This window comes from Rossellomorea aquimaris TF-12, from assembly GCF_001648555.1.
Classification (GTDB): Bacteria; Bacillota; Bacilli; order Bacillales; family Bacillaceae_B; genus Rossellomorea; species Rossellomorea aquimaris.
Map to the genome: position 1 here is coordinate 373,738 of NZ_LQXM01000029.1, position 20,270 is coordinate 394,007.

Consider the following 20,270-nt stretch of genomic DNA (forward strand, 5'->3'; position numbering starts at 1 on the left):
TATTAGAATCCCAAAAGGATAAAACAAACTTCACTTGTAAAGAAACTATTTATATAAATAGGAAAAGATTTGAGGAACTCTTTTACTCCATGCAATTTCATTATGTTCAGCGTCCTTAACAATTTCAAACTTACAATTGTCTATTTTTTCTTTTAATAGATGATATACCTTTCGACTGGATTCTATATATTTTTGGCAGTCTATACTGTCTGTTGCTTCATTCGAGCCAATATCCATATAAAATCGCTCAATCTGAGACAAATCACTCAAATTAATTAGCTCTTCTATGTTCTCTTGGTTGAACCAATAAGCAGGTGAAACCGAAGCTATTCTTTTAAAAGTATCTGGATATATACAAGCTGCATAAGTGGAAATCAGTCCTCCCATGGAACTTCCAGCCATACTTGTTTCTTCTGGGTTTGTTCGGTATTTTTGGTCAACAAGTGGTTTTAACTCATGTACAATATAATCTATGTAAACTTTCCCTTCTCCTCCAATAGTATGACGGTCAGCTGAAAAGATATCTGTCATCTCTTTGCTTTGCCATGGTCCATATTCATCTAAACGATATAATCCTTCATTGCAGTCGATCCCTACTACAATAAGATCTAAATTACTCTTATCAAGATATTCTCCTATTTTCCAAGACATACCATAGCCTGCATCCTCGTTCTTATAAAGATTTTGTCCGTCATGCATATATAATACGGGGTAGGTTTTCGTTTCTTGTTGATAATCATTTGGTAAATAAACTCTCACAAGTCTCTTTCTATTTAAAGGGGTTATCTTCACTTCAAAATGTTCGTACATGGGGAATCTCCTCGCTACTCTTTTTTTAAGTAAAAGTTTATCATGATTAAGTGGAAATAGGTGGATAATTTAAAGTCTTTATACATGACTATTTACGCGAATTTTGTTGTTTTCAACTTGAGTTCTACCTGTGTTCTGGATGGTGGAGGGAACTGCTTCACTCCCCGCTGTAAGCGAGCGTCCTCGGCTGCAATCAACTACTATGTTACTTCTTTAAAATAGCAACAAACTTTACGAAAAGGTCCTTATAAAAAAAGCACCTCCCTCAGGAAGTGCTTTAGCTAAACGTTCTATTCACTTTCACTCCGATTATAAGAGCTTTCAGGCAAAGTATCCCAGAAAGAAGGATCAGCCTCTTCAATGGATCCGTCTGCAATTGCATTAGCTGTTGCTTCCAAACCAATAACTGCTTGCTTTATGAGATAGCCATTACTCTTTTGACCCAGAACGTAGTCGTCACGATAATGGTCAGCCATCCCTCTCATCTCAAATAGTAGCGTAGCAATTCCGTATTCAGCAGCGAGTCCATTTCTGCTTATCGTTTGTGCTGAACCTCCAACATACTTAGATAGAGTACCAAAACCACGACTTTCCACTGTATTATAAAGAACGGCTCCCAGCTTCTTGGACCTTTCTACTACTTCTGGATTCACTTCTTCATTGGTAGGATAAAGAATTGATCCTGATACCAATTCGTCTGTATCACCAAGAGTCGTTTCAGCTCCTTGGTGATGTAGGTCAATCATGTAATCTGGAGAGTATTTTTGCAAAACATTTTCATGTAGAGCTCTTGTTTCCGGCTGATTTCGATCAACATGATCTCGGTTTAAATCCACTTCATTTGCATTATAACGAGTATGGGATCCACTTACATACTCGTCCAATGAAAAGTTTACATCTCCTTCAGCTCCATCAACATTTAAACGGGGTGCTATAAGAATATTTACATTTTCAAGCATTTCTTTTGTTTCTTTTGAATTTGCGGTTAAATGCTTAATGAACTGAAGTGCGCCTTCAGTCGTCAACGCTTCGTTTCCATGCTGCTGGGTTAAATATAGAACGGTAGGATTGTCTTTATTGTTTCCAAACTTGGCAAGGTAAAGATCTCGACCTTTCACTGATTGACCATATACCTCCAGCGTTAATGCATCCGATTTTGAATCAAGTTGCTCAAGCATTTTCACCATTTCCTCATAACTATGTAAGCGTTGATTCATAATCGTTTCATTCCCGTTATAATCTGGACCTTCTGCTAGAACAGTTGATACCGGTAACGAATAGGCTAAGCTTGATGTAACCAATATACCTGTAAGTGCCCCAACCAATAAATTCTTCTTCATTTTTAACTCCTCCTTTTTTTCGTCTTTCTCATTTAAATTTGATAAAAATAAACAGAAACCCTTTTAGATTTTTGAAAATGAAACATTAGAACTTAATTACGGAATACAGTTTGGATATATATCCCTACTTGTTTAATAATTAGTTGATCATTGTCTAACTATTGAAACACGACTATATGTTTAGATGATTTTCTATTAAATTACACAAAAAAAGAGAAGCTCATTAAACATAAGCTCCTCTCATTAACATATTATTGTTTCTCTAGTTACCAAATACCTTTCCTGAAGCATCTACATAAACCGTTTTAATGAATGTTCGATTAAACTTATTTTTATCTATTGCTCCTTCAACATCAATTGTCACATTATATACTCCTTCTCCAAGCTTTGGTATCGTTAATGAATCATTCTTAGCTTTTACTTTACTATGCTTAAGTTTTCCATCTTTGTAGTATTCAATGGTCATGTCATGTTTCAGTTTTAGCTTAGTGTCTTTTGCTTTTAAGATGATTTTATCTTGAACAATATTCAAACTCATTACATCATTAACAGATGAATGACCAAAGGAGACTTGGAGAAGGTACTGATCCTTAAAATGAGACAATGCTTCTACCGTCCACTCCCCGGGTGTAGGGTCTTGAATAGTTACTGTGTGGTGATATGCTCCGTTAAAGTATTCACTTTCATCTTCTTTTATTTTGAAGGTTGAAATGTCTTTAGAAGAAGGGTCTTTTAATGAAAGGGATGGCGATGGGTTGCTACTTATCCAATCAAATGTAACAGACTCAACTCCTTTTTCAATTAGGACCTTTTCATCTTTAAATCCATTGTATTCTCCACCTCTTACTAAAGAGCCAGCATCTTCAGCTGAATTTAATTCCATTACACTTTGCGCCTGAAAACCAGAAGTAGTATTCGTACTTTCATTTAAATAGTTTTTGAACAAATGAAAGGTTGAGGAACCTTCTTTTATCGTAGAGTGATTCCAATCTCCTACCTTTAATTCAGTAGCATAGGGAAGTCTGGAACTATTTACTGTTACGGCTCCATCATTACTTCCATAAGCTCTTAGATATAACCCTCCCCAGTAAAGAGAGCTTCCAAAGCTTCCCCATTTCGTACCTCCGAAGGTATAAATAGGGGTCCTATTCCAATTACTGTGCTGATCTGTTTCAGAACGGAAATAACTCATATAGCCTGTTTGCAAAGAATAGGTGGCATCATTCTTGCTTCCAAGAATCCCTGTAAGCCACCCTGCCCAGCTACTATAAGCAAGGTCTGCTAATTGCGAACCATGGTGTGGAGTAGAGAGGGTAATGACTCTAGCCACATAAGGGTATGCGCCATAGTGAACAAGTGCAGATTGGGTATCGATTCCCCCTTTACTATGTGCTACAACAACTACTTTCTCACCATAATAATTGTAGATATCATGAATTTTCTGAGCTAAGAGCGCACCGTTATCCCACATGTTTTTTGTTGGATAGAGATCAATAAAGGATGTTTCGTAGCCGTTCTGATAAGCTGTTTCGTACATATTGTTTTCATTCCACCAAGTGTTAGAAGAACTATTTAGCCCATGAACAAATAAAATAGGATGTTTCGAAGTGTCAATACTTGAAGGAGTTGTACCAACGTACCATTGACCAGGAACTCCAGAAGGATCATCCTTCCCAAATGAACCGGCTTGACTCCATGATGGCAACAGTAGAAATAGTACAAGAACAGTCACACAAATCTTTTTAATCATTCCCTCTCTCCTTTACCTTTTTAATAAACCTATAAAGTATATCGGTACAAATAAAAGGTTATGACTAGGCTTTATTGAATTGAGTATATAGAACTAGCTCTTGTTGAAGGTCTGTCCCAAAAAAGGTGAATGAAAGCAGATTCTCATCTTAATCCCCTTAATTTACTGTTAAAATGTTCTTATAAAACATGTTTTGGGGAGGAAAGTATTATGCCAGATTGGTCTTACCATGGAATTTTTCAACCTATATTATCCAAACTTCCAGACCATATTTCAAGAGAGTTTATACATAGAGGAATGAGCTTGATAGCTTCATTCCCACTTGGTCCTCATATTATTAATTTTTTAGGAAGAGAGGAATGTTCTTTACGCTTACAAAAAGAGATTCAGCAAATAAAATTCCCCAACCCAATTGGCTTATCAGGTAAAATCGATCCCTTACTAACAGGAACGAAAGCATTTACGAATCTAGGGTTTGGTTTAATTGAAATAGGTCCTGTTTCCATCAATCCTTCAATTGAATCATCTCATCCAACACTAAATATGCAAGAAAATCGGATCGATTTCCCTGATCTACCTGAGTCGGTTGGATTAGAACAAACGATTAAAAAATTATCAAAGATAAGAAAAAAACAACCTTTAATCATACGCCTATCCGGTTCGGAAAAAGACTTACCAATGTTGATGGAAACATTACACAACTTTGCTGATGGATACATCCTAGATCCAAGTTATTTACATTTAAACTTACAAACTACCAAACCCTTATTTATTACATTAAAATCTACAAATCACATTATTAACCTTGACTTAGAAAAAATTTCTGGAATTGTCCTTGAAGATGAAGCATCGGAATGTTTACTTGAATCTGTTCGATATTATAAAAAAGAGTTTCCTAGTCTCTCAATCATCACTTCTGGAGGTGTTCATGAACCAGAAGAAGCTTTGTTACTATTAAGTGAAGGTGCCGACTTGATTTTACTCTCAGATGGATATGTCTTTTCTGGTCCGGGATTACCAAAAAGGATAAACGAGGCAATGTTAGATAGAATAAATCATAGTCAAGCTCATCAAAACGGATGGCTACCATACTGGTTATTTGGCTTGTTTATCTTTCTAGGTGGTTTATTAGCACTCTTTTTCAGTCTTACGTGGGTCATTCTCCCGTACGATGAGCATTATTTAGGAATAAATAGAGAGCTTATCGTGAAATTTAACGAACGAATCCTCCAATTCATGGCACATGATCGAATGACCTTAGCAGGTACAATGATTTCGGGTGGGATTGTTTATATGAATCTCGCATTTCATGGGGTTAAAAGAGGGTTACGATGGTCTAAACAAGCAATAGATATTGGGGCTATTTCAGGTTTTCTAGGGATCTTTTTATCTATTGGGTACGGTTATTTTGACTGGCTACACCTTTTATTTTGGCTTGTTCTTTTCCCTTTCTATCTATATGGATATATTCTTACTAAAGGGATAACCGGAACACCCGTCTCTTCAAACAGAAAGAACCATAGCATATGGTTACACTCTCTATACGGACAATTGGCTTTTGTACTATTAGGTTTTTCTTTTGTTCTCGGAGGTCTCGTTATTTCCTACATGGGGATAACCTCTGTTTTTGTGCCTACTGACCTTCTCTACTTATGTATGCCACAAGAACTTCTTAATCAGTTCAATCAAAACCTCATTCCTGTCATTGCACATGACCGTGCTGGTTTTGGAAGTGCTTTATTCAGTGTTGGGTTGCTCGTATTAACCTTATCTCTATGGGGGTTTCAGCAAGGGAATTCCTGGGTATGGTGGACTCTACTAATCGGTGGACTTCCTGCATTCATTGCTGGAGTTTATATTCATTTTGCCATCGGCTACACAACATTTATTCACCTCCTGCCCGCCTACACTGCTATGGGTCTATTTATATACGGATTATGGAGAACATACAATTTTTTTCATAAAGAAATAGATACATAATTCTGTGTGTAGCACATTCTTTTAAACCAAGGAAACTCTTCTAAGAATGTCTATAGTATTTTCACTATACGACTTTTGAAGTCGACCTGGAGGACGAAAAATATAAAAATGAGCCAGGGAGTGATCCCAAGCTCATTTTTTACCTTTTTATAAAACGATAGGCTAAATACGCAATATACAATGGTGTAGCAATATAAATCAAATACGGAAATTGTTCATAAGTGCCTTTATAAATCACATATAACAAGGCACCAATAAAAATGGTTACGATGGTACCGTATTTAGGAAGAGGAACTTCCTTTAAACTCGGTATTCTTATCCGACTTACCATTAAAAAGCACATGGCAGTAAATATGACTGTCGTTAGGATATTTGGAATTCTGTCTCCAAACAATGTAAGAATAGCTAATATTCCACCTGCGGCAGTAATGGGAACACCAATAAAGTAATGTAAGGATGATTTAGGCGGACTTGTATTAAAACGTGCAAGTCGGTATGCACCGAATAAAGGAAATACTCCTGCTACGATAAAGCCCAGCAAACCAAACTGAAAGAAATATGTATAATACACTAGAAATGAAGGTGCTACTCCGAAGGTAACAATATCCGCTAAGGAATCTAGTTCCTTTCCTAACGAGCTATCAGCTTTTAACATTCTAGCCAATCTACCGTCCATACTATCGAGCATCATACCAATGATAATTAAAATGGCAGCGTTCTTAAATTGTCCGTTTGCGGCAAATCCAATCGAAAGGAATCCGCAATATAAGTTCCCCAATGTAACCATATTAGGTATTTTCTTTGTGAATCTCATATATCTTCCTCACTCTATAAAAAATTCTATTTCTACTAGGATACCATGATTTCCCCTATAATGAAGAAGAAGAATAAAAAAAAAGCCAAATCCCTAAATTATTTTATAAATTCAGGGAAATCAGTTTTACACTTCAACCTAATCGTTATATTATTAATAGATGAGTGCGAAAGTTTCTATTAGTTGGTGAAAAAATGATAAAGAAAAAATTAAGAGAGATTAAATTTCTCTTGTTAAAACTTCTAAGAATAAAAGATAATTCGCATAGTATCGCCTTAGGCTTTACCCTTGGATTATTGATTAATTTTGTTCCTTCCTTTGGAATGGGACCTGTCATTTCTACAGCATGTGCCAAATTATTTAAGGGAAATCCATTTGCTGGGCTAGTCGGTGGTGTATTTTTAATATGGGCATTTCCTTTTTTCTTCTATTTAAATTATCTTGTTGGCCACATCTTCTTTTCTCCTGATATCGCTCAAGCTGTAACAACCATTGATGCCTCAGAAGAAACAGTAGAAGTGGGTTTTCAAATAGGTAAAGCATTTATTATTGGTATGCTGATTAATTTGATTTTCTTTGGCATACTTATCTACTCATTCATGAATTCAATCGTCAAAAGGCATCGAAATTCTATGCTTACGTTTATACATAAAAGGTGGAATATTTAAAAAGTTCCGCTTACTACTCTTACCTATATTTGTTATAATTTAACTATATTATGTTAAACATTATGCTTGGTTCTACTCGATTAGTATAAACAAGGAGGAGCGATATGACAGGAACTATTGCTGTTGTTATGATTTTTTCAATTCCCATTATCGCAATCGTAACAGATCATTTTCAAAAACAAACAAAATTAAAACAGAAGATGATTCACGATGAACTTGAACTAGAAAAACTAAAACACGAAAATTTTGTCATTGAAACACAAAAGATGAGACTTGAGCTGGAGCAAATGAAGCTTGAGGATCCGAAAGATAAGGCACAACTACTATAAACGATGTATTATAAACAGGCTCGGACAGTGTCCGAGCCTGACTTTTGTATTTACAAGTGATTTAAAATCAAACCAAATGTATCTACCTTCAAATGTTCTCATCCTCATTCGTCACTCATTTAAATCCTCTTTTATTCTCACCATAGCCTCACCTATTTCAAATACTCCAACATTTCCTTTTTTTCGTTTTCTTAGAGCTATACTATTGCTTTTCATCTCTCTATCCCCAATCACCATCATATAGGGGATTTTTTGGAGCTCAGCTTCTCTAATCTTTAGGCCTATTTTTTCAATTCGTTCATCTACATCTACTCTAATACCCTCTAACTCTAATTGGCCTTTTAATTCATAAGCAAATTTTTGATGAGCCTCACCTATAGGAAGGACCTTCACTTGAACCGGAGCTAACCAAAATGGAAAATCCCCACCATAATGTTCAATCAAAATTGCCATTAACCGTTCGATTGACCCGTAAATAGCTCGATGGATCAAAATGGGACGGCGGGCTTTGTTATCTTCTCCTATATATTCACAATCAAATTTTTCCGGCATTTGAAAATCGAGCTGAACAGTTCCACATTGCCAGCTTCTCCCTAAAGAATCGAGAATGTGAAAATCAATTTTCGGACCATAAAAGGCCCCATCTCCAGAATTGATTTGAAAATCGACTTTCCTTTCTAGTAGAACTGATTCTAAATCCCCTTCAGCTTTTTCCCAAAGTTCAACAGATCCCATAAAGTTCTCTGGTCGAGTTGATAGTTCAACTTTATATTGGAAACCGAATTTTCTATAAAAAAGATGAATTAAATCCAGGACCTTTTGAAGCTCTGAGTGTATTTGGTCTTCTCTTACGAAAATATGAGCATCATCCTGAGTAAAGGATCGAACTCTGAGTAAACCACTTAACGATCCTGAGAGTTCGTGTCGATGGACTAACCCAAGTTCTCCGTAACGAATAGGTAGCTCACGATAACTTCTTCGTTTACTTTTATAAATGAGCAGGGCTCCTGGACAATTCATTGGCTTGATTGCATATTTCTGCTCATCTACATTTGAGAAATACATATTCTCATGATAATGATCCCAATGACCTGATTGTTCCCATAAATCCTGTTTCATCATAAGAGGTGTTCTAATTTCATAATACCCAGCCTTTTGATGCTCTTTTTTCCAAAATGCTTCTAACTCATTTCGGAGTACCATTCCTTTTGGAAGAAAAAATGGCATTCCGGGTGCTTCCTCCATGGATACAAATAACTCTAACTCTTGACCTAATTTCCGGTGATTTTTTTCAATTTCATTTTGAACTGACATTAAAATCCCTCCTATTTATATGAATAAAAAAGACCACATTCACCCCTATACAAGGGACGAATGTGGTCGTGGTACCACCCTATTTCCGAAGAGACACTTACATTCTCTTCGCTCAAAGAAAGATAACGGTTTTCCCGATTATGGTTACTTCCTTTCCCCATAATAGCTCCGAGGGGGTAAATCATTTCTTTTCTTAGAGGGCTCTCAGCCTTGACCCTGTTCTCTGTTTAAGAAAGTAGAAAATGATTCATGTCCTCATCAACACTCTTTATATAAATAAAAAACCGCACTCATCCCAATACAAGGGACGTGTGCGGTCGTGGTTCCACCCTAATTCCGAAGTGCCTTCTGGCAACACTTCGCTTAAAAACAAGATAACGGATTTCCCGATTATGGTTACTTATGTTTCTCCATAACAGCTCCGAGGTGGTTATTCAATCTCTTTTCATCAGGGCTCTCAGCCATAGACCCTGTTCTCTGATTAATGAAAGGCAAGAAGAATCATGTCCTCATCATTGCTTTGTCGTTAGTATATTCATTTTCTTTACTTTTGTTAATGAGATTATATGGTAGAATTTTCTAACTGTCAAGATTATCTATTTCATTATTTTGAATTTATCTAAAACACGAATAAAAATGAGAAAAAATGAAATTAATTATTGTTCAAAACAGCATAAAACGGTAATATAATGAAAAAGGAGGAAAAATATGGTGTTTAGAATTCGTACTTATCACATAAAACCAACCAAACTTAAAGAATTTAATGATTTTTTTCATGAGTATTTATTGCCAAATCAAATTCGATTTGGTGCAGCTTTGATTGGTAGATGGGTAAATAAAGAAAAATCCACTATTATTGCTATATGGAGATATGAAAGCATTTCCCATTATCATCAAATTGAAGAGCAAATTAAAAGTTCAAAACTGCATACACAAGCACAGAATAGAAAAAAAGAATTAGATCCTCTATACATTTCAACCACACAAGAATTTTGGAATGCAACCGGAGACTATGAAGGGGTGAGAGCATGAAAGTAAAACCAATTTTATCGAAGGAACCACACTTCCCTGAAATGGATACTCATCAAATCTCTTGGTTGACACAATTAACATTTGGAAACAAGACTACTCCTTCACCATGCGATGCCATCTTTATTTTTAGTGGTACTCACCCCGGTCATTGGGAAAAAGCAATTGAAGCTTTTCAATTAAATCTATCTTCAACTTTTATCGTTACCGGTGGAAGAAGTCTTACAGGAGCAGCCCATTTAAACTGGAAAGGAAATGCAGATAAGACACTTTCAGAAGCCAGTGTGATTATCTCATATTTGCGTAATGCAGGAGTGCCACAGGAGCAAATCGTTTTTGAAGAGAGTTCTACAAATTCTTTAGAAAATGTTTTATGTGCAAAGGAAGTATTTGACTTTACTAAAGTTAGCTCCTTATTAGTCATTTGTAAAAGTCATGTGGCAGGCAGGCAAATTCGAACTTTAAAGAAGCATCTACCAACAAATATTGATTTTGTACCTTATACATTCAATACCATTTATCATGACAAGGAAATTTCACGTGAAAATTGGATGTTACATGACATCGGTAAAAAGAGGGTATGGGGAGAATATTTGAGGATTTCATACTATGGAGAGTTAGGACATCTCGAACCGATAAAAGAAGGATAACATCCACAAGAGAGTTACCACCTATCTTGTAAATGGTGGCTCTCTTGTGTTAATGTATATCCATCTTTTTGAACCTTCCTCCCCTTACTTCAGCAATATCAGCAATGGCTAAAAAGGCGGAAGAATCATGTTCAGTGACAATATCTTTTAACTTAGCCTCTTCAAGTCTTGTAATCACACAAAAAATAACTTTTTTATCGTCACCAGAAAATGCCCCTTCCCCATTTAAATATGTAACTCCTCTACCTAAACGATGGAGCAAAGCATCACCAATCTCATTGTAATTTTCACTAATGATCCATACAGATTTCGATTCGTCTAACCCCTTTATCGTAATATCAATCACTTTAAACGCAAGGTAGTACGCTAATAAAGAATACATGGCTCGGTCCCAGCTAAATACAAACCCAGCACTTGCCAGTATAAATAAATTTACAAACATTATGATTTCCCCAACTGAAAATGGAAGTTTCTTACTTGATAATATCGCCAATATTTCAGTTCCATCTAAGGAACCACCATAACGTATGACTAAACCAACACCAATACCGAGTACAATGCCTCCAAATAATGAAGCTAAGAGGATATCTTGAGTAAAAGCAGGGACAGGGTGAAGAAAAGTAGTGGAAACGGATAATACAATGATTCCATAAAGAGTAGAAAATGCGAAGGTTTTCCCAATTTGTTTATAGCCTATAAAGAAAAATGGAATATTTAGTACGAAAATGAAAAGACCTAATTTAAAGCCTGTTAAATGAGAAAGAATAATTGAAATTCCGACAATTCCACCATCTATAACATGATTGGGGACTAAAAATATCTCTAATCCGACAGCCATAATGATGGCCCCAATCGTGATTAAGATGGCTCTTTTCACAACCTGTTTAAGAGGAATTTTTTTATGTTTCACTTGAACTTTTTGCATAAAATTGGCTGCTTGACCTTCACTCAATGGTCTTTCCTCCTTTATTTACAAGTGATTATGTAAGTAACGGATTAAATTCATCTTCATATATATTGTTAGCTAAGTACCAATTACTAGCTTGTATTATTTATATATTCGATACTTTCAGCTAAAATACCTGCAATAATTAAGTAGAGGGACGGACCTCAGAAATTCTGAGGTCCGTCCCTCTACTTCAAAACTTATTACCTTTTACTAGATTTCATTGGTGTTTATGCAAGAAATAAGGCAGGTTCCACTTGTACATACTAGTGTTTTTTGGTATATTATGAAGGTTTAGTCAGCCTATTATAGGTGTATTTTATAATTTTTCTTATTTTAATACTTGGAGGCTTTTGTTTGTTTACGTTGATTAAGACGCTGTTGGTCAATATTACAATTTTGTTATCTTTTACATATAACGCTAATATCTTTTTTCCTTTTAAAGTTAAACAGTCTCTTTCACTAAAGCATAAAATAACGTATGGTTTCATCGCTTCTTTTGGAGCTTTATTATGCATGATGTACCCATTGGAAACACTTGGTGAAACTAATTTCGACTTGAGAATGATCGCCATATTGATTATCACCCTATACGCTGGACCACTCTCTGGATTAATCGTCCTTATATGCGTTAGTTTGTTTCGATATTTCATAGGGGGACCTTATGTATTTGTGGGTATCCTTGTCTCTTTATTAGCTTATTTTATCGGGCTATTATTTCGTAAGGTTTTCCAGAAATCTCAAAAGAAATGGTTGAATAGTACAATCATTCTATTCATTTACACAAGCCTGTATATTGTCATTATCAAAAATACTATTCCTATTTTACATCCTCAATTTTATTGGACTTATTTTACGACTTTTTATCTAACATTTATTTCTATTGTTTTTATTATTGAGCATTTGATTCGAACCAATAAGCAAATAGAGGAAATGGTCTATCTTGATAAATTAAATATGGTAGGTCAGATGGCTGCTTCTATTGCTCATGAAATTCGAAACCCCCTGTCCACTGTAAGGGGATTCATTCAACATCTAAGTGAAGGTACAAATGATGAAGAACTTAAAAAATTCTCCCCTCTTATTTTAAATGAATTGGATCGTACGAATAAAATTATTACAGATTATTTAAGTGTAGCAAAGCCTGGTGATTTTAAACTGGCAGTAATTAACCTAGAACAAATTATTCAAGATTGTGTTGATTTATTATGCCCATTTGCATCTTACTCAAATACTTCCATAGTCTTTCAATCAAATGGACTTCACCATATTCAAGGTGATGAGCATCACATGAAACAAGCCATCATGAATGTGATAAAAAATGGGATTGAATCCATTATCGAAAAAGGCGAAGTAACGATTGAAATAAAGGAAGACGAAATGTCGAAAAATGTTGAAGTGAGAATTAGGGATAATGGAAAAGGTATGACACAAGAGGAAGTCAAGAAGATTGGGTTACCCTTCTATACGACGAAAACAAAAGGAACTGGCCTTGGAAGCATGGTAACGAACAAAATTATTCGTGAAATGAATGGGATGATAGAGTATGAAAGTACTTTAAATGTCGGCACGATTGTTAAAATCCACTTTCCATTGTATACGAAAAATTGAATCTCTTATTTTATTAGGCTGTTTTCGAAAAGAGTAGTATAACATGAGTTCTATCAGTGGCTCAGTTAACTATATGGGAAAGAACTTCGCTTCCCCAGGAGCGCTGCGACGAGGATGCTCACCTCCTCCCCCTGCCCCTTGGCGTAAATCAACTACTACTTTCTTCTCGGGAAGAGCAATAATCTTTCAGAAAAGAGCGTTACTAAAAAACAAGAGCCTAAAAAGAACTTAGGCTCTTGTTTTTTTATTTATTCCAACATTCAAGTTTACATAATGTAATTATATTAAACTAAAATTCAGTTTTGTCAAAATGTGATTCCAGTATCATTTACTCCAAAAATCTTAATAAGTCACCATATACAATATCATCGGACATTCCTAATTCTTTTCTTGCAATGTCTTTATACGGTTCGCAATGAGATTCTTCTGCCACTTCCCCATTTTCCACTTTAAAGCATACGTTATCCTTTAATAAGTATTCATCTGTGACAAAGTCTCCATCTCTAAAGATGACTGGATGATTTTCAAGTCGTGTGAACAGATTATGCCCAAAGGAAAGATTTTCCTTGGATTGAATACCAAGTAAGTGAAGAATCGTAGGACGAATATCAATCTCTCCCCCAATTGTGGAAATGGTCATCCCTTCTTCGCCAGGCACATGGATGATTAAAGGAATTTGTTGAAGTTTGACATGATTTATAGGTGTATTCTCTTTTCCAAGTAATTCAAAAACACCTTGTTCATACTTCTCTGATATCCCATAATGATCTCCGTAAAGGACAAACATTGTGTTTTTATACATACCCTTCTTCTTTAGTTCGGAAAATAGTGTTTTGATTGCTTCATCTTGATAGCGGACTGTTGTTATATATCGATTGACTACGTTCTCACTTGTAGCAGCTTCAGGAATCATCTTATCCCCTTCTTCTAGTAAAAAAGGAAAATGATTCGTCAAAGTAATTAAACGTGCATAATAAGGTTCTGGTAATTCTTTTAGATATGAAATAGATTGTTTAAAAAAAGGAATATCTTTTATCCCATAATTAACCGAATTTTCCTCAGTAACATCAAAATCTCTTTTTGAAAAATAGCGGTCATATCCTAAGGAGTCATACATCATTTCTCTGTTCCAAAATGTACGGTCGTTTCCATGGAATACCGTCGTATAATAATCTTCATTATTTTTTAAGATATGAGGAAAACTTTTATATTTATTTTCTGTTTTTCTTACGAATGCAGAGCCGCTGTCTAATGGATACAACCCTGTATCGATCAGAAATTCAGCATCTGATGTTTTTCCCTGGGCAGTTTGATCATAAATCGAATTAAAATAAATACTATCCTTGATCAGTGAATTTAAAAAAGGTGTGATTTCCTTCCCATTCACTTTTTTATTAATGACAAAATCCTGTGTTGATTCCATACTAATTAAGATAATGTTTTTTCCTTTTGCCACACCGAATAGATCAGATGCTTTATTTGCTCTTGATTTTGTGTATTCGAGAGATACATCCGTATCTGATTCAGTTGCTAAGGTGCGATTAAACGGCTCTACAAGAGCAATTCCTAAATCAACTAAATGGTAATTAAATGGTCCGATGGTTTTCACCATCTGCTCACGATCATATGATTCTGCGAATAAATACGGAGACTTAATTAATCCTAAAGAAATCGTAATGACCAATAATATGCCACTTAATATCAAATATGTTTTTTTCTCTATACTTGTAACGGATATGGTTCTAATCCATTTTTTCTTTAGTAAAACACCTATAATAATAAAATCAAATAATAACAATAGATCCCAAGGGCTCATTAATTCAAAGGTACTCGGACCTAACCCTCCTACGTTTTTAAATTGAAAGAGTATAGGTACTGTTACAAAATCCGAATAAAAGCGAAAATACAACAAGTTTCCATACAGAACTCCTGTTACCAACACCATCATCATGACTACAATGAACTTATGTATCTTGTTACTAAAGTAAAAACTGAATCCGAGTAGAATCATCAAAGACCCAATTGGATTAAATAAAATTAGGAGAATATCAAGCAATGAATCAATATGAATATTAAACCCAGTCAATAAAATAACTACAGTCTTTAACCAGAGAGAAAATAAGGTAACTCCTATGAGCTTAGGTGGTAAATGTTCTAAATGTAGTTTTCTCATTAGATATCCCTAATTTCAGTGAACATTGGATCGTGGTGTATAGAATGAATTAAGCAGTTCAAAACTTCATTTATGTAATAGTGGAGTTTATTGAATTGTTGAAACTCTAGTGGTTCAAGTGTAATCTTAAAAATTAGAGAAAGGAAACCCATTCCCATACCTCCTAGGATGTTAGTGTTCTAGTTCTTTTATGCACTAAAGCGACAATCATAAATAAAATGAATAGCCCTAAAGATAAAATGATCGAATCTTCAATTAAATATGCTGTAATTGGAATCATGAACATAGAAATAAACCCTGCCAACGTATATCGACGAAGCAAAGAATATAGGATTCCCATAATAATCGAAAAAATACCAAGAGTTATTGGAGAAAGATAGAAGGCAGAGGTTAAAAATACTACGACTCCTTTACCTCCTTGAAAACGTAATTGGAAAGGAAAAAGATGTCCAATGATTAAGAAAAGGCTACTAAAAATTAAAAACATCTCGTCTCCATTAGTTAAAAACGCTGTAAAAGATAGGGAAATGATTACCTTGAACACATCAATCAGTAAAGTAAAAAGAAACCCCGTTTTCCCAAGGAGCCGCCCTGCATTTGTAGCTCCAACATTCCCACTTCCTACTGTCCGAATATCTCTTTTCGTTAGACCCTTCACTACATAATAGGCCCCCGTTACACTGCCTAAAATGTATGAATAGATAACAATTATAAAGAAAAGGGTAATTGGACTCATCAGCTACACACCTTACGTATCTATGATTATAGACGAATAAATCTAGGAAAAGTTTCATATTTTTACATTTTATCACTTTTTCTATTGATTAAAAACGGTAAATACAAAAGGTAAAACAGGGTGAAAGCAACCCCTTCAAGTGATAGCAAATAATAGGGATACGGTCCTAAATAATCAATAGGGCTTGGGTTATATGGTTTATGTACAAGAAACATATAGTTTGCGTTAACCATTTTATTTATGAAAAATACGAAAACAGCTATACCATTTAATGCAATTAGAGCTCTAATTAATGAGGCAAAGGTTAAGGTATATCCTTCAATTAAAACCATATATAAGCATGATAAAACAATAGTTAAATGCGCAAGGAAAAACTGAAAATATCGAAAATGAGGAAATCCAAAAAACAATTCGGGTGTGATGATAGCAATAAATGCACCTGTCATGCTGGCGAAAAATGTAACTTCAAATACACGATAATTTTTCGTTAGTAACATAAACGTACAAAGATACAAAGAGATGGAGCATAATTGAAGTGGTAGATTAACCTCCACTTCCCATTGACCGTGTAAGTAATACCATAACTGAAAAGTTATTTCACTAAAAACTAATAATACAATCAGTCCATATTTTAATGGAGTCTTCCCTTTTGTACGAATCCAATCTCTAAACACAAATAACACAAATATCGCACCAATCGAAAACGTAATAGCGAAGACGTGGGACAAAGAAAAAAGCTCAAAAGTAAACTCTTCATTCCTAAAACCCCAAACCCCCATCATCCTCCCCCCTCACCCTTAAAAAAACTAAACTTCCATCCATATATATTCTCCTAACTCTCTATACTTTCCTTTATTGAGGGACGGACCTCTAATATCCACAATTTTCGTCCCTTAAAGTACTATACCCTTTCCCCTATAAAAAAAGCCTGGGTTTACCAAGCTATCTTATCTCAATCTTTCTCATTGGTGTTAATACAAGAGGTAAAGCTATTTCCACCTTTTACTTTTGAGGGATACATGTTTTCATCCGCTTGCTAAAAGATAGACTCATTCCGGTTAATAGATATGCTAACATCAACGCTTACTGATACTGACAACAAGCTCTTCTCTTCTGATATTTTGATAGGAACAGACAGAACTGCAAGTACATTTTCTACAAAATGAGTAAGAGTCTTATTCTCCGTCTCATTTATCAGAATAATAAATTCATCACCAGAAAGTTGTACAAGTATAGGTTTTTTAATGAATTTATTCCCAATTTGTTTAATTTCTATTTAAGGTTCAACTCATCAAAAAAAAATCTCCCATTTTAAGTAAATGGGAAAGGTTTAATAGATTTATTGAACTTTTCGTAAAGGGACATCTTGATTTTGAAACAAAAAGTCGAGAGCTAATTGGTTAAATATTTTTGGTTTTTCTACATTACAAACGTGTCCACAATCAGGAATGAAAACCCTTTTAGCAGATGGATCGTTTTTTGTATCACGTTTTAGTGAATCAACAAACAGATGATCTTCTTTTCCGGATATATAAAGTTTTGGCACGTGGGAGGCTTTTTCTTGTACACATTCGTAAGTAGACCTCACAATAGGAGTTAAGCTGTACCACCCTAGAAAATCGTTCCGCTTCATTTTTTTTGCTTCTCTAATGAAAAGCATTCTTGAAATTTTATGATTGTTTTTCGGCATCATAATGTACGCAAAGGTTTTATACAACCACATAAAAGGGATAAATCTCTTTATTGTGTCTCCTGCCAAAAGCAAAGATTTTGTGAAAAATGTGAATCTGGTAATACACCCTCCCAGCACAGCACTCTTAACTCTATTTGGAGCTATTTGAAGAATAGCATGTATAAGAACAGAACCTAATGAAATCCCTACAAAATGGGCACGTTCTATCTTTATATGGTCTAATACCTTTAGTACTTCCTTTACAATTAGTTCAATTGTAAATTCTTCATTATATGATTGAATGCTTGGAGATTGTCCATGTCCTGGCAAATGGATCGTTACCACATTATAATTCTTATTAAATACAGGAAGCTGCTTACCAAAAATATTCGAAGTCCCTCCAATTCCATGAAGAAAGACTACATATTCTTTGCCGACTCCTTGTTGTACTTTATACTCTAACATCTATTCTCTCCTTATATAGCTTAACTATAAAGAAATGGTGTGATCCATGATGACAATAGGACAATCATGCGACAAACCAAACTCTTGAAGCCTTACCGTAGTTTTAACTACCATTCTATCTTATATTGATGTGTTTTGTCATAATAGAAAAGTAAAAATAACGAACATTTTGTGATAATCATGTCAATAAGTGAATTTCTTTCCTATTTAGTTAAGTCTAATGGTGGTATTCCTGCTTCAATATAGCTTCGAATGAGTTTCCACTTACTTGAATGAGTCTCTTTTTTAAAACTGTCAAAGAAGAGATGACCTGAATCCTTCATTTCTTCTCCTATTTTTATAGTAGCCCAGAATACTACCATCACTTCATTCTCTCGTAATGGTATAATTTTTTCTCCTAGAAACACCCACTCTCCTTGATGCTTCTTAACATATTCAAATCCTTGCTCCCATCCCTTAAGGGACTCTTCATATCCAAAATCAACGATCTCTGATGATCCTGTCACTTCTCTTGCTTTATACTCTTTAGAGATTAATTTTTCCATTTCCTCGATGGATGAACGCTTCCAGGCAGTTTGAAATCCAGAAAAAAATCGATTAAAATCAGTCAACATCAAAAATCCCCCCTCCAAATAAATTCAATTTGATAAAACTGGTGAAATAAGCTGAATACAAGATGTGTCTTCCATCCCTTTTAGAATAATCGGTTTTAAATTCCCATCAAAACCCATTCGAATTTGCTTTTCCACGTGAACTTTTAAGGCCTCCTCCATAAACTTCCCATCAAATGTGATGGACAGTTCTTTTTCTCCAGAAACCTCCACTACTCGTTGTTTTTCTTTTATCTCGCCCATCTCTGAAGGAGCAGAAGATATCTCAACTTGCCCATCTCCAACGATAACTAGTGTAACATTATGATTTTTCCATTGAGCCGCTAACAGATTTGCTCTTTCAATCCCTTTTAAAAATTGATCTCGATTTACAATGATTTCAGTTTTTGATTCTGTTGGGATAATCTTTTTAATATCAGGGTAATGCCCTGTAAGTAAACGAGTATAGAACTCTATTTGCCCCACCACTAATACAATAAACTGATCAGATAGATATAATTCAACTTTCGCTTCTAAATCTATTAAAGGAAGCATTTCATTTAAACTGGTAGATGGTACGATATAGGAACCGTTTATGCTTTCTTGGATCATAATGGTTTTCATAGATAGTCTTTGTGAGTTCGTTGCAATAGCGGTTAAAAGACTGCTTTCAAATAACCAATGGACTCCAGTCAGCACTGGCTGAGAATGGTTGGTAGATGCGGCAAATCTCGTTTGCTTTATTAATTCTTTTATGTCATGTGAAGTAATAACAAGAGCTTCTATTGCTTCTATTTCTGGGAGCTTTGGATAATCCTCCCCATGAAGACCACTCAGTCTCGTTACAACTTCATCTGAAATTATTGTCATTTTGTGATTTTTGTCCGTTTTAATATGTATGTCACCTGGAAGCTTTTTTACAACCTCTAACAAGTATTGTGAAGGGGCAACGACTGAACCCACCTCTAGCACTTCATAATTATTCTCCTCATGAGTAATACTGAATTTCATCATGAATTCACCATTACTACCTGTTAACATTATCCGATCTGAAGTAGCCTCTATTTTCACTCCTGTAAGAATTGGCATTAGAGACTTTTTTGATACTGCTTTCCCAACAGACATCAGTGCTTTCTGAAAATATTCCCTTTTTACTTTGAATTCCATAGAAGTCTCCCTTCGTGTTATTTACTTTTTCTTATTAAGTATGTTTTTTATTACATATGTTCTGTTGCTAGTTCTGGTCAGCAGTATGTACTAAAAGGTTTTGGGAACCTCTCCTTTTGGACTTCATTAGGATGAAGATGCTCAACCCATTTTTCGAAATAGACGAGCATCCTGCAAGTTAACCCCATGTACCCACTATCTACTAAAATAGCAACAATTTTTGTAA

General features: G+C 35.0%; 19 protein-coding genes and 2 other annotated features. Of the genes, 6 read left to right on the forward strand and 13 right to left on the reverse strand.

Going from position 1 to position 20,270, the window contains the following annotated elements; translation table 11 throughout:
* Nucleotides 1-45: 45 nt before the first annotated feature.
* From IQI_RS15460 to IQI_RS15470, 3 genes are all read right to left on the reverse strand, one after another.
* On the reverse strand, nucleotides 46-810 hold the full coding sequence (locus IQI_RS15460; RefSeq protein ID WP_064093523.1) for an alpha/beta hydrolase: 765 nt from the start codon (nucleotides 808-810) through the stop codon (nucleotides 46-48).
* Nucleotides 811-1,100: 290 nt separating this feature from the next.
* Entirely contained in the window at nucleotides 1,101-2,150 is a 1,050-nt protein-coding gene (locus IQI_RS15465) for a M14 family metallopeptidase (RefSeq protein ID WP_064093524.1), read from the reverse strand.
* A 262-nt stretch (nucleotides 2,151-2,412) separates the two neighbouring features.
* Nucleotides 2,413-3,900 (reverse strand): lipase family alpha/beta hydrolase, encoded by a 1,488-nt coding sequence (locus IQI_RS15470; RefSeq protein WP_064093525.1) that lies wholly within the window; start codon nucleotides 3,898-3,900, stop codon nucleotides 2,413-2,415.
* 210 nt (nucleotides 3,901-4,110) lie between these two features.
* On the opposite strand from IQI_RS15470, the gene IQI_RS15475 reads away from it, so the two are divergent.
* The gene (locus IQI_RS15475) at nucleotides 4,111-5,880 is read left to right on the forward strand and encodes a dihydroorotate dehydrogenase (protein WP_064093526.1); all 1,770 of its coding nucleotides are present in this window, start codon (nucleotides 4,111-4,113) and stop codon (nucleotides 5,878-5,880) included.
* Nucleotides 5,881-6,019: 139 nt separating this feature from the next.
* Here IQI_RS15475 and pssA read toward each other — a convergent pair whose 3' ends face one another.
* Nucleotides 6,020-6,694 (reverse strand): CDP-diacylglycerol--serine O-phosphatidyltransferase, encoded by a 675-nt coding sequence (pssA, locus tag IQI_RS15480; protein WP_064093527.1) that lies wholly within the window; start codon nucleotides 6,692-6,694, stop codon nucleotides 6,020-6,022.
* 194 nt (nucleotides 6,695-6,888) lie between these two features.
* On the opposite strand from pssA, the gene IQI_RS15485 reads away from it, so the two are divergent.
* Together IQI_RS15485 and IQI_RS15490 are read left to right on the forward strand one after the other, a co-directional pair.
* Complete coding sequence (locus tag IQI_RS15485) at nucleotides 6,889-7,362, forward strand: DUF2062 domain-containing protein (protein ID WP_064093528.1); 474 nt, start codon at nucleotides 6,889-6,891, stop codon at nucleotides 7,360-7,362.
* A 104-nt stretch (nucleotides 7,363-7,466) separates the two neighbouring features.
* Entirely contained in the window at nucleotides 7,467-7,691 is a 225-nt protein-coding gene (locus tag IQI_RS15490; RefSeq protein WP_064093529.1) for a hypothetical protein, read from the forward strand.
* 111 nt (nucleotides 7,692-7,802) lie between these two features.
* Here the strand turns inward: IQI_RS15490 and thrS are convergent, their stop codons facing one another.
* On the reverse strand, nucleotides 7,803-9,005 hold the full coding sequence (gene thrS, locus IQI_RS15495) for a threonine--tRNA ligase (RefSeq protein ID WP_064093530.1): 1,203 nt from the start codon (nucleotides 9,003-9,005) through the stop codon (nucleotides 7,803-7,805).
* A gap of 49 nt (nucleotides 9,006-9,054) precedes the next feature.
* Nucleotides 9,055-9,276 (reverse strand) — a binding site (T-box leader).
* Nucleotides 9,277-9,305: 29 nt separating this feature from the next.
* Nucleotides 9,306-9,530 (reverse strand) — a binding site (T-box leader).
* Nucleotides 9,531-9,713: 183 nt separating this feature from the next.
* Between thrS and IQI_RS15500 the strand changes: the two genes are divergently transcribed.
* The gene (locus IQI_RS15500) at nucleotides 9,714-10,037 is read left to right on the forward strand and encodes an NIPSNAP family protein (RefSeq protein ID WP_064093531.1); all 324 of its coding nucleotides are present in this window, start codon (nucleotides 9,714-9,716) and stop codon (nucleotides 10,035-10,037) included.
* Nucleotides 10,034-10,684, forward strand: coding sequence for a YdcF family protein (locus IQI_RS15505; protein WP_064093532.1), 651 nt, complete (start codon nucleotides 10,034-10,036; stop codon nucleotides 10,682-10,684). Before IQI_RS15500 ends, IQI_RS15505 begins: the two co-directional genes overlap by 4 nt.
* Before the next feature lie 49 nt (nucleotides 10,685-10,733).
* On the opposite strand, the gene IQI_RS15510 is transcribed toward IQI_RS15505, so the two are convergent.
* The gene (locus IQI_RS15510) at nucleotides 10,734-11,609 is read right to left on the reverse strand and encodes a YitT family protein (RefSeq protein WP_064093908.1); all 876 of its coding nucleotides are present in this window, start codon (nucleotides 11,607-11,609) and stop codon (nucleotides 10,734-10,736) included.
* Between the two features lie 378 nt (nucleotides 11,610-11,987).
* On the opposite strand from IQI_RS15510, the gene IQI_RS15515 reads away from it, so the two are divergent.
* Nucleotides 11,988-13,241 carry an ATP-binding protein gene (locus tag IQI_RS15515; RefSeq protein WP_064093533.1) on the forward strand — a complete coding sequence of 418 codons (1,254 nt, stop codon included), beginning with the start codon at nucleotides 11,988-11,990 and terminating at the stop codon, nucleotides 13,239-13,241.
* Nucleotides 13,242-13,569: 328 nt separating this feature from the next.
* Here the strand turns inward: IQI_RS15515 and IQI_RS15520 are convergent, their stop codons facing one another.
* The 7 genes from IQI_RS15520 to dnaN all read right to left on the reverse strand — a co-directional run bounded on the left by IQI_RS15520 (nucleotide 13,570) and on the right by dnaN (nucleotide 20,044).
* Nucleotides 13,570-15,414 carry an LTA synthase family protein gene (locus tag IQI_RS15520; protein WP_064093534.1) on the reverse strand — a complete coding sequence of 615 codons (1,845 nt, stop codon included), beginning with the start codon at nucleotides 15,412-15,414 and terminating at the stop codon, nucleotides 13,570-13,572.
* A 163-nt stretch (nucleotides 15,415-15,577) separates the two neighbouring features.
* Nucleotides 15,578-16,150, reverse strand: coding sequence for a glycerol-3-phosphate acyltransferase (locus IQI_RS15525; RefSeq protein ID WP_064093535.1), 573 nt, complete (start codon nucleotides 16,148-16,150; stop codon nucleotides 15,578-15,580).
* A gap of 62 nt (nucleotides 16,151-16,212) precedes the next feature.
* A complete protein-coding gene (locus tag IQI_RS15530) occupies nucleotides 16,213-16,929 on the reverse strand; it encodes a YwaF family protein (protein WP_231893440.1) in 717 nt (238 codons plus the stop codon).
* Between the two features lie 257 nt (nucleotides 16,930-17,186).
* A complete protein-coding gene (locus tag IQI_RS21370; RefSeq protein ID WP_156509940.1) occupies nucleotides 17,187-17,426 on the reverse strand; it encodes a diguanylate cyclase domain-containing protein in 240 nt (79 codons plus the stop codon).
* Nucleotides 17,427-17,489: 63 nt separating this feature from the next.
* A complete protein-coding gene (locus IQI_RS15535) occupies nucleotides 17,490-18,287 on the reverse strand; it encodes an alpha/beta fold hydrolase (RefSeq protein ID WP_064093537.1) in 798 nt (265 codons plus the stop codon).
* A 203-nt stretch (nucleotides 18,288-18,490) separates the two neighbouring features.
* The gene (locus tag IQI_RS15540; protein ID WP_064093538.1) at nucleotides 18,491-18,901 is read right to left on the reverse strand and encodes a hypothetical protein; all 411 of its coding nucleotides are present in this window, start codon (nucleotides 18,899-18,901) and stop codon (nucleotides 18,491-18,493) included.
* 24 nt (nucleotides 18,902-18,925) lie between these two features.
* Nucleotides 18,926-20,044, reverse strand: coding sequence for a DNA polymerase III subunit beta (dnaN, locus tag IQI_RS15545; RefSeq protein WP_064093539.1), 1,119 nt, complete (start codon nucleotides 20,042-20,044; stop codon nucleotides 18,926-18,928).
* Nucleotides 20,045-20,270: the final 226 nt, after the last annotated feature.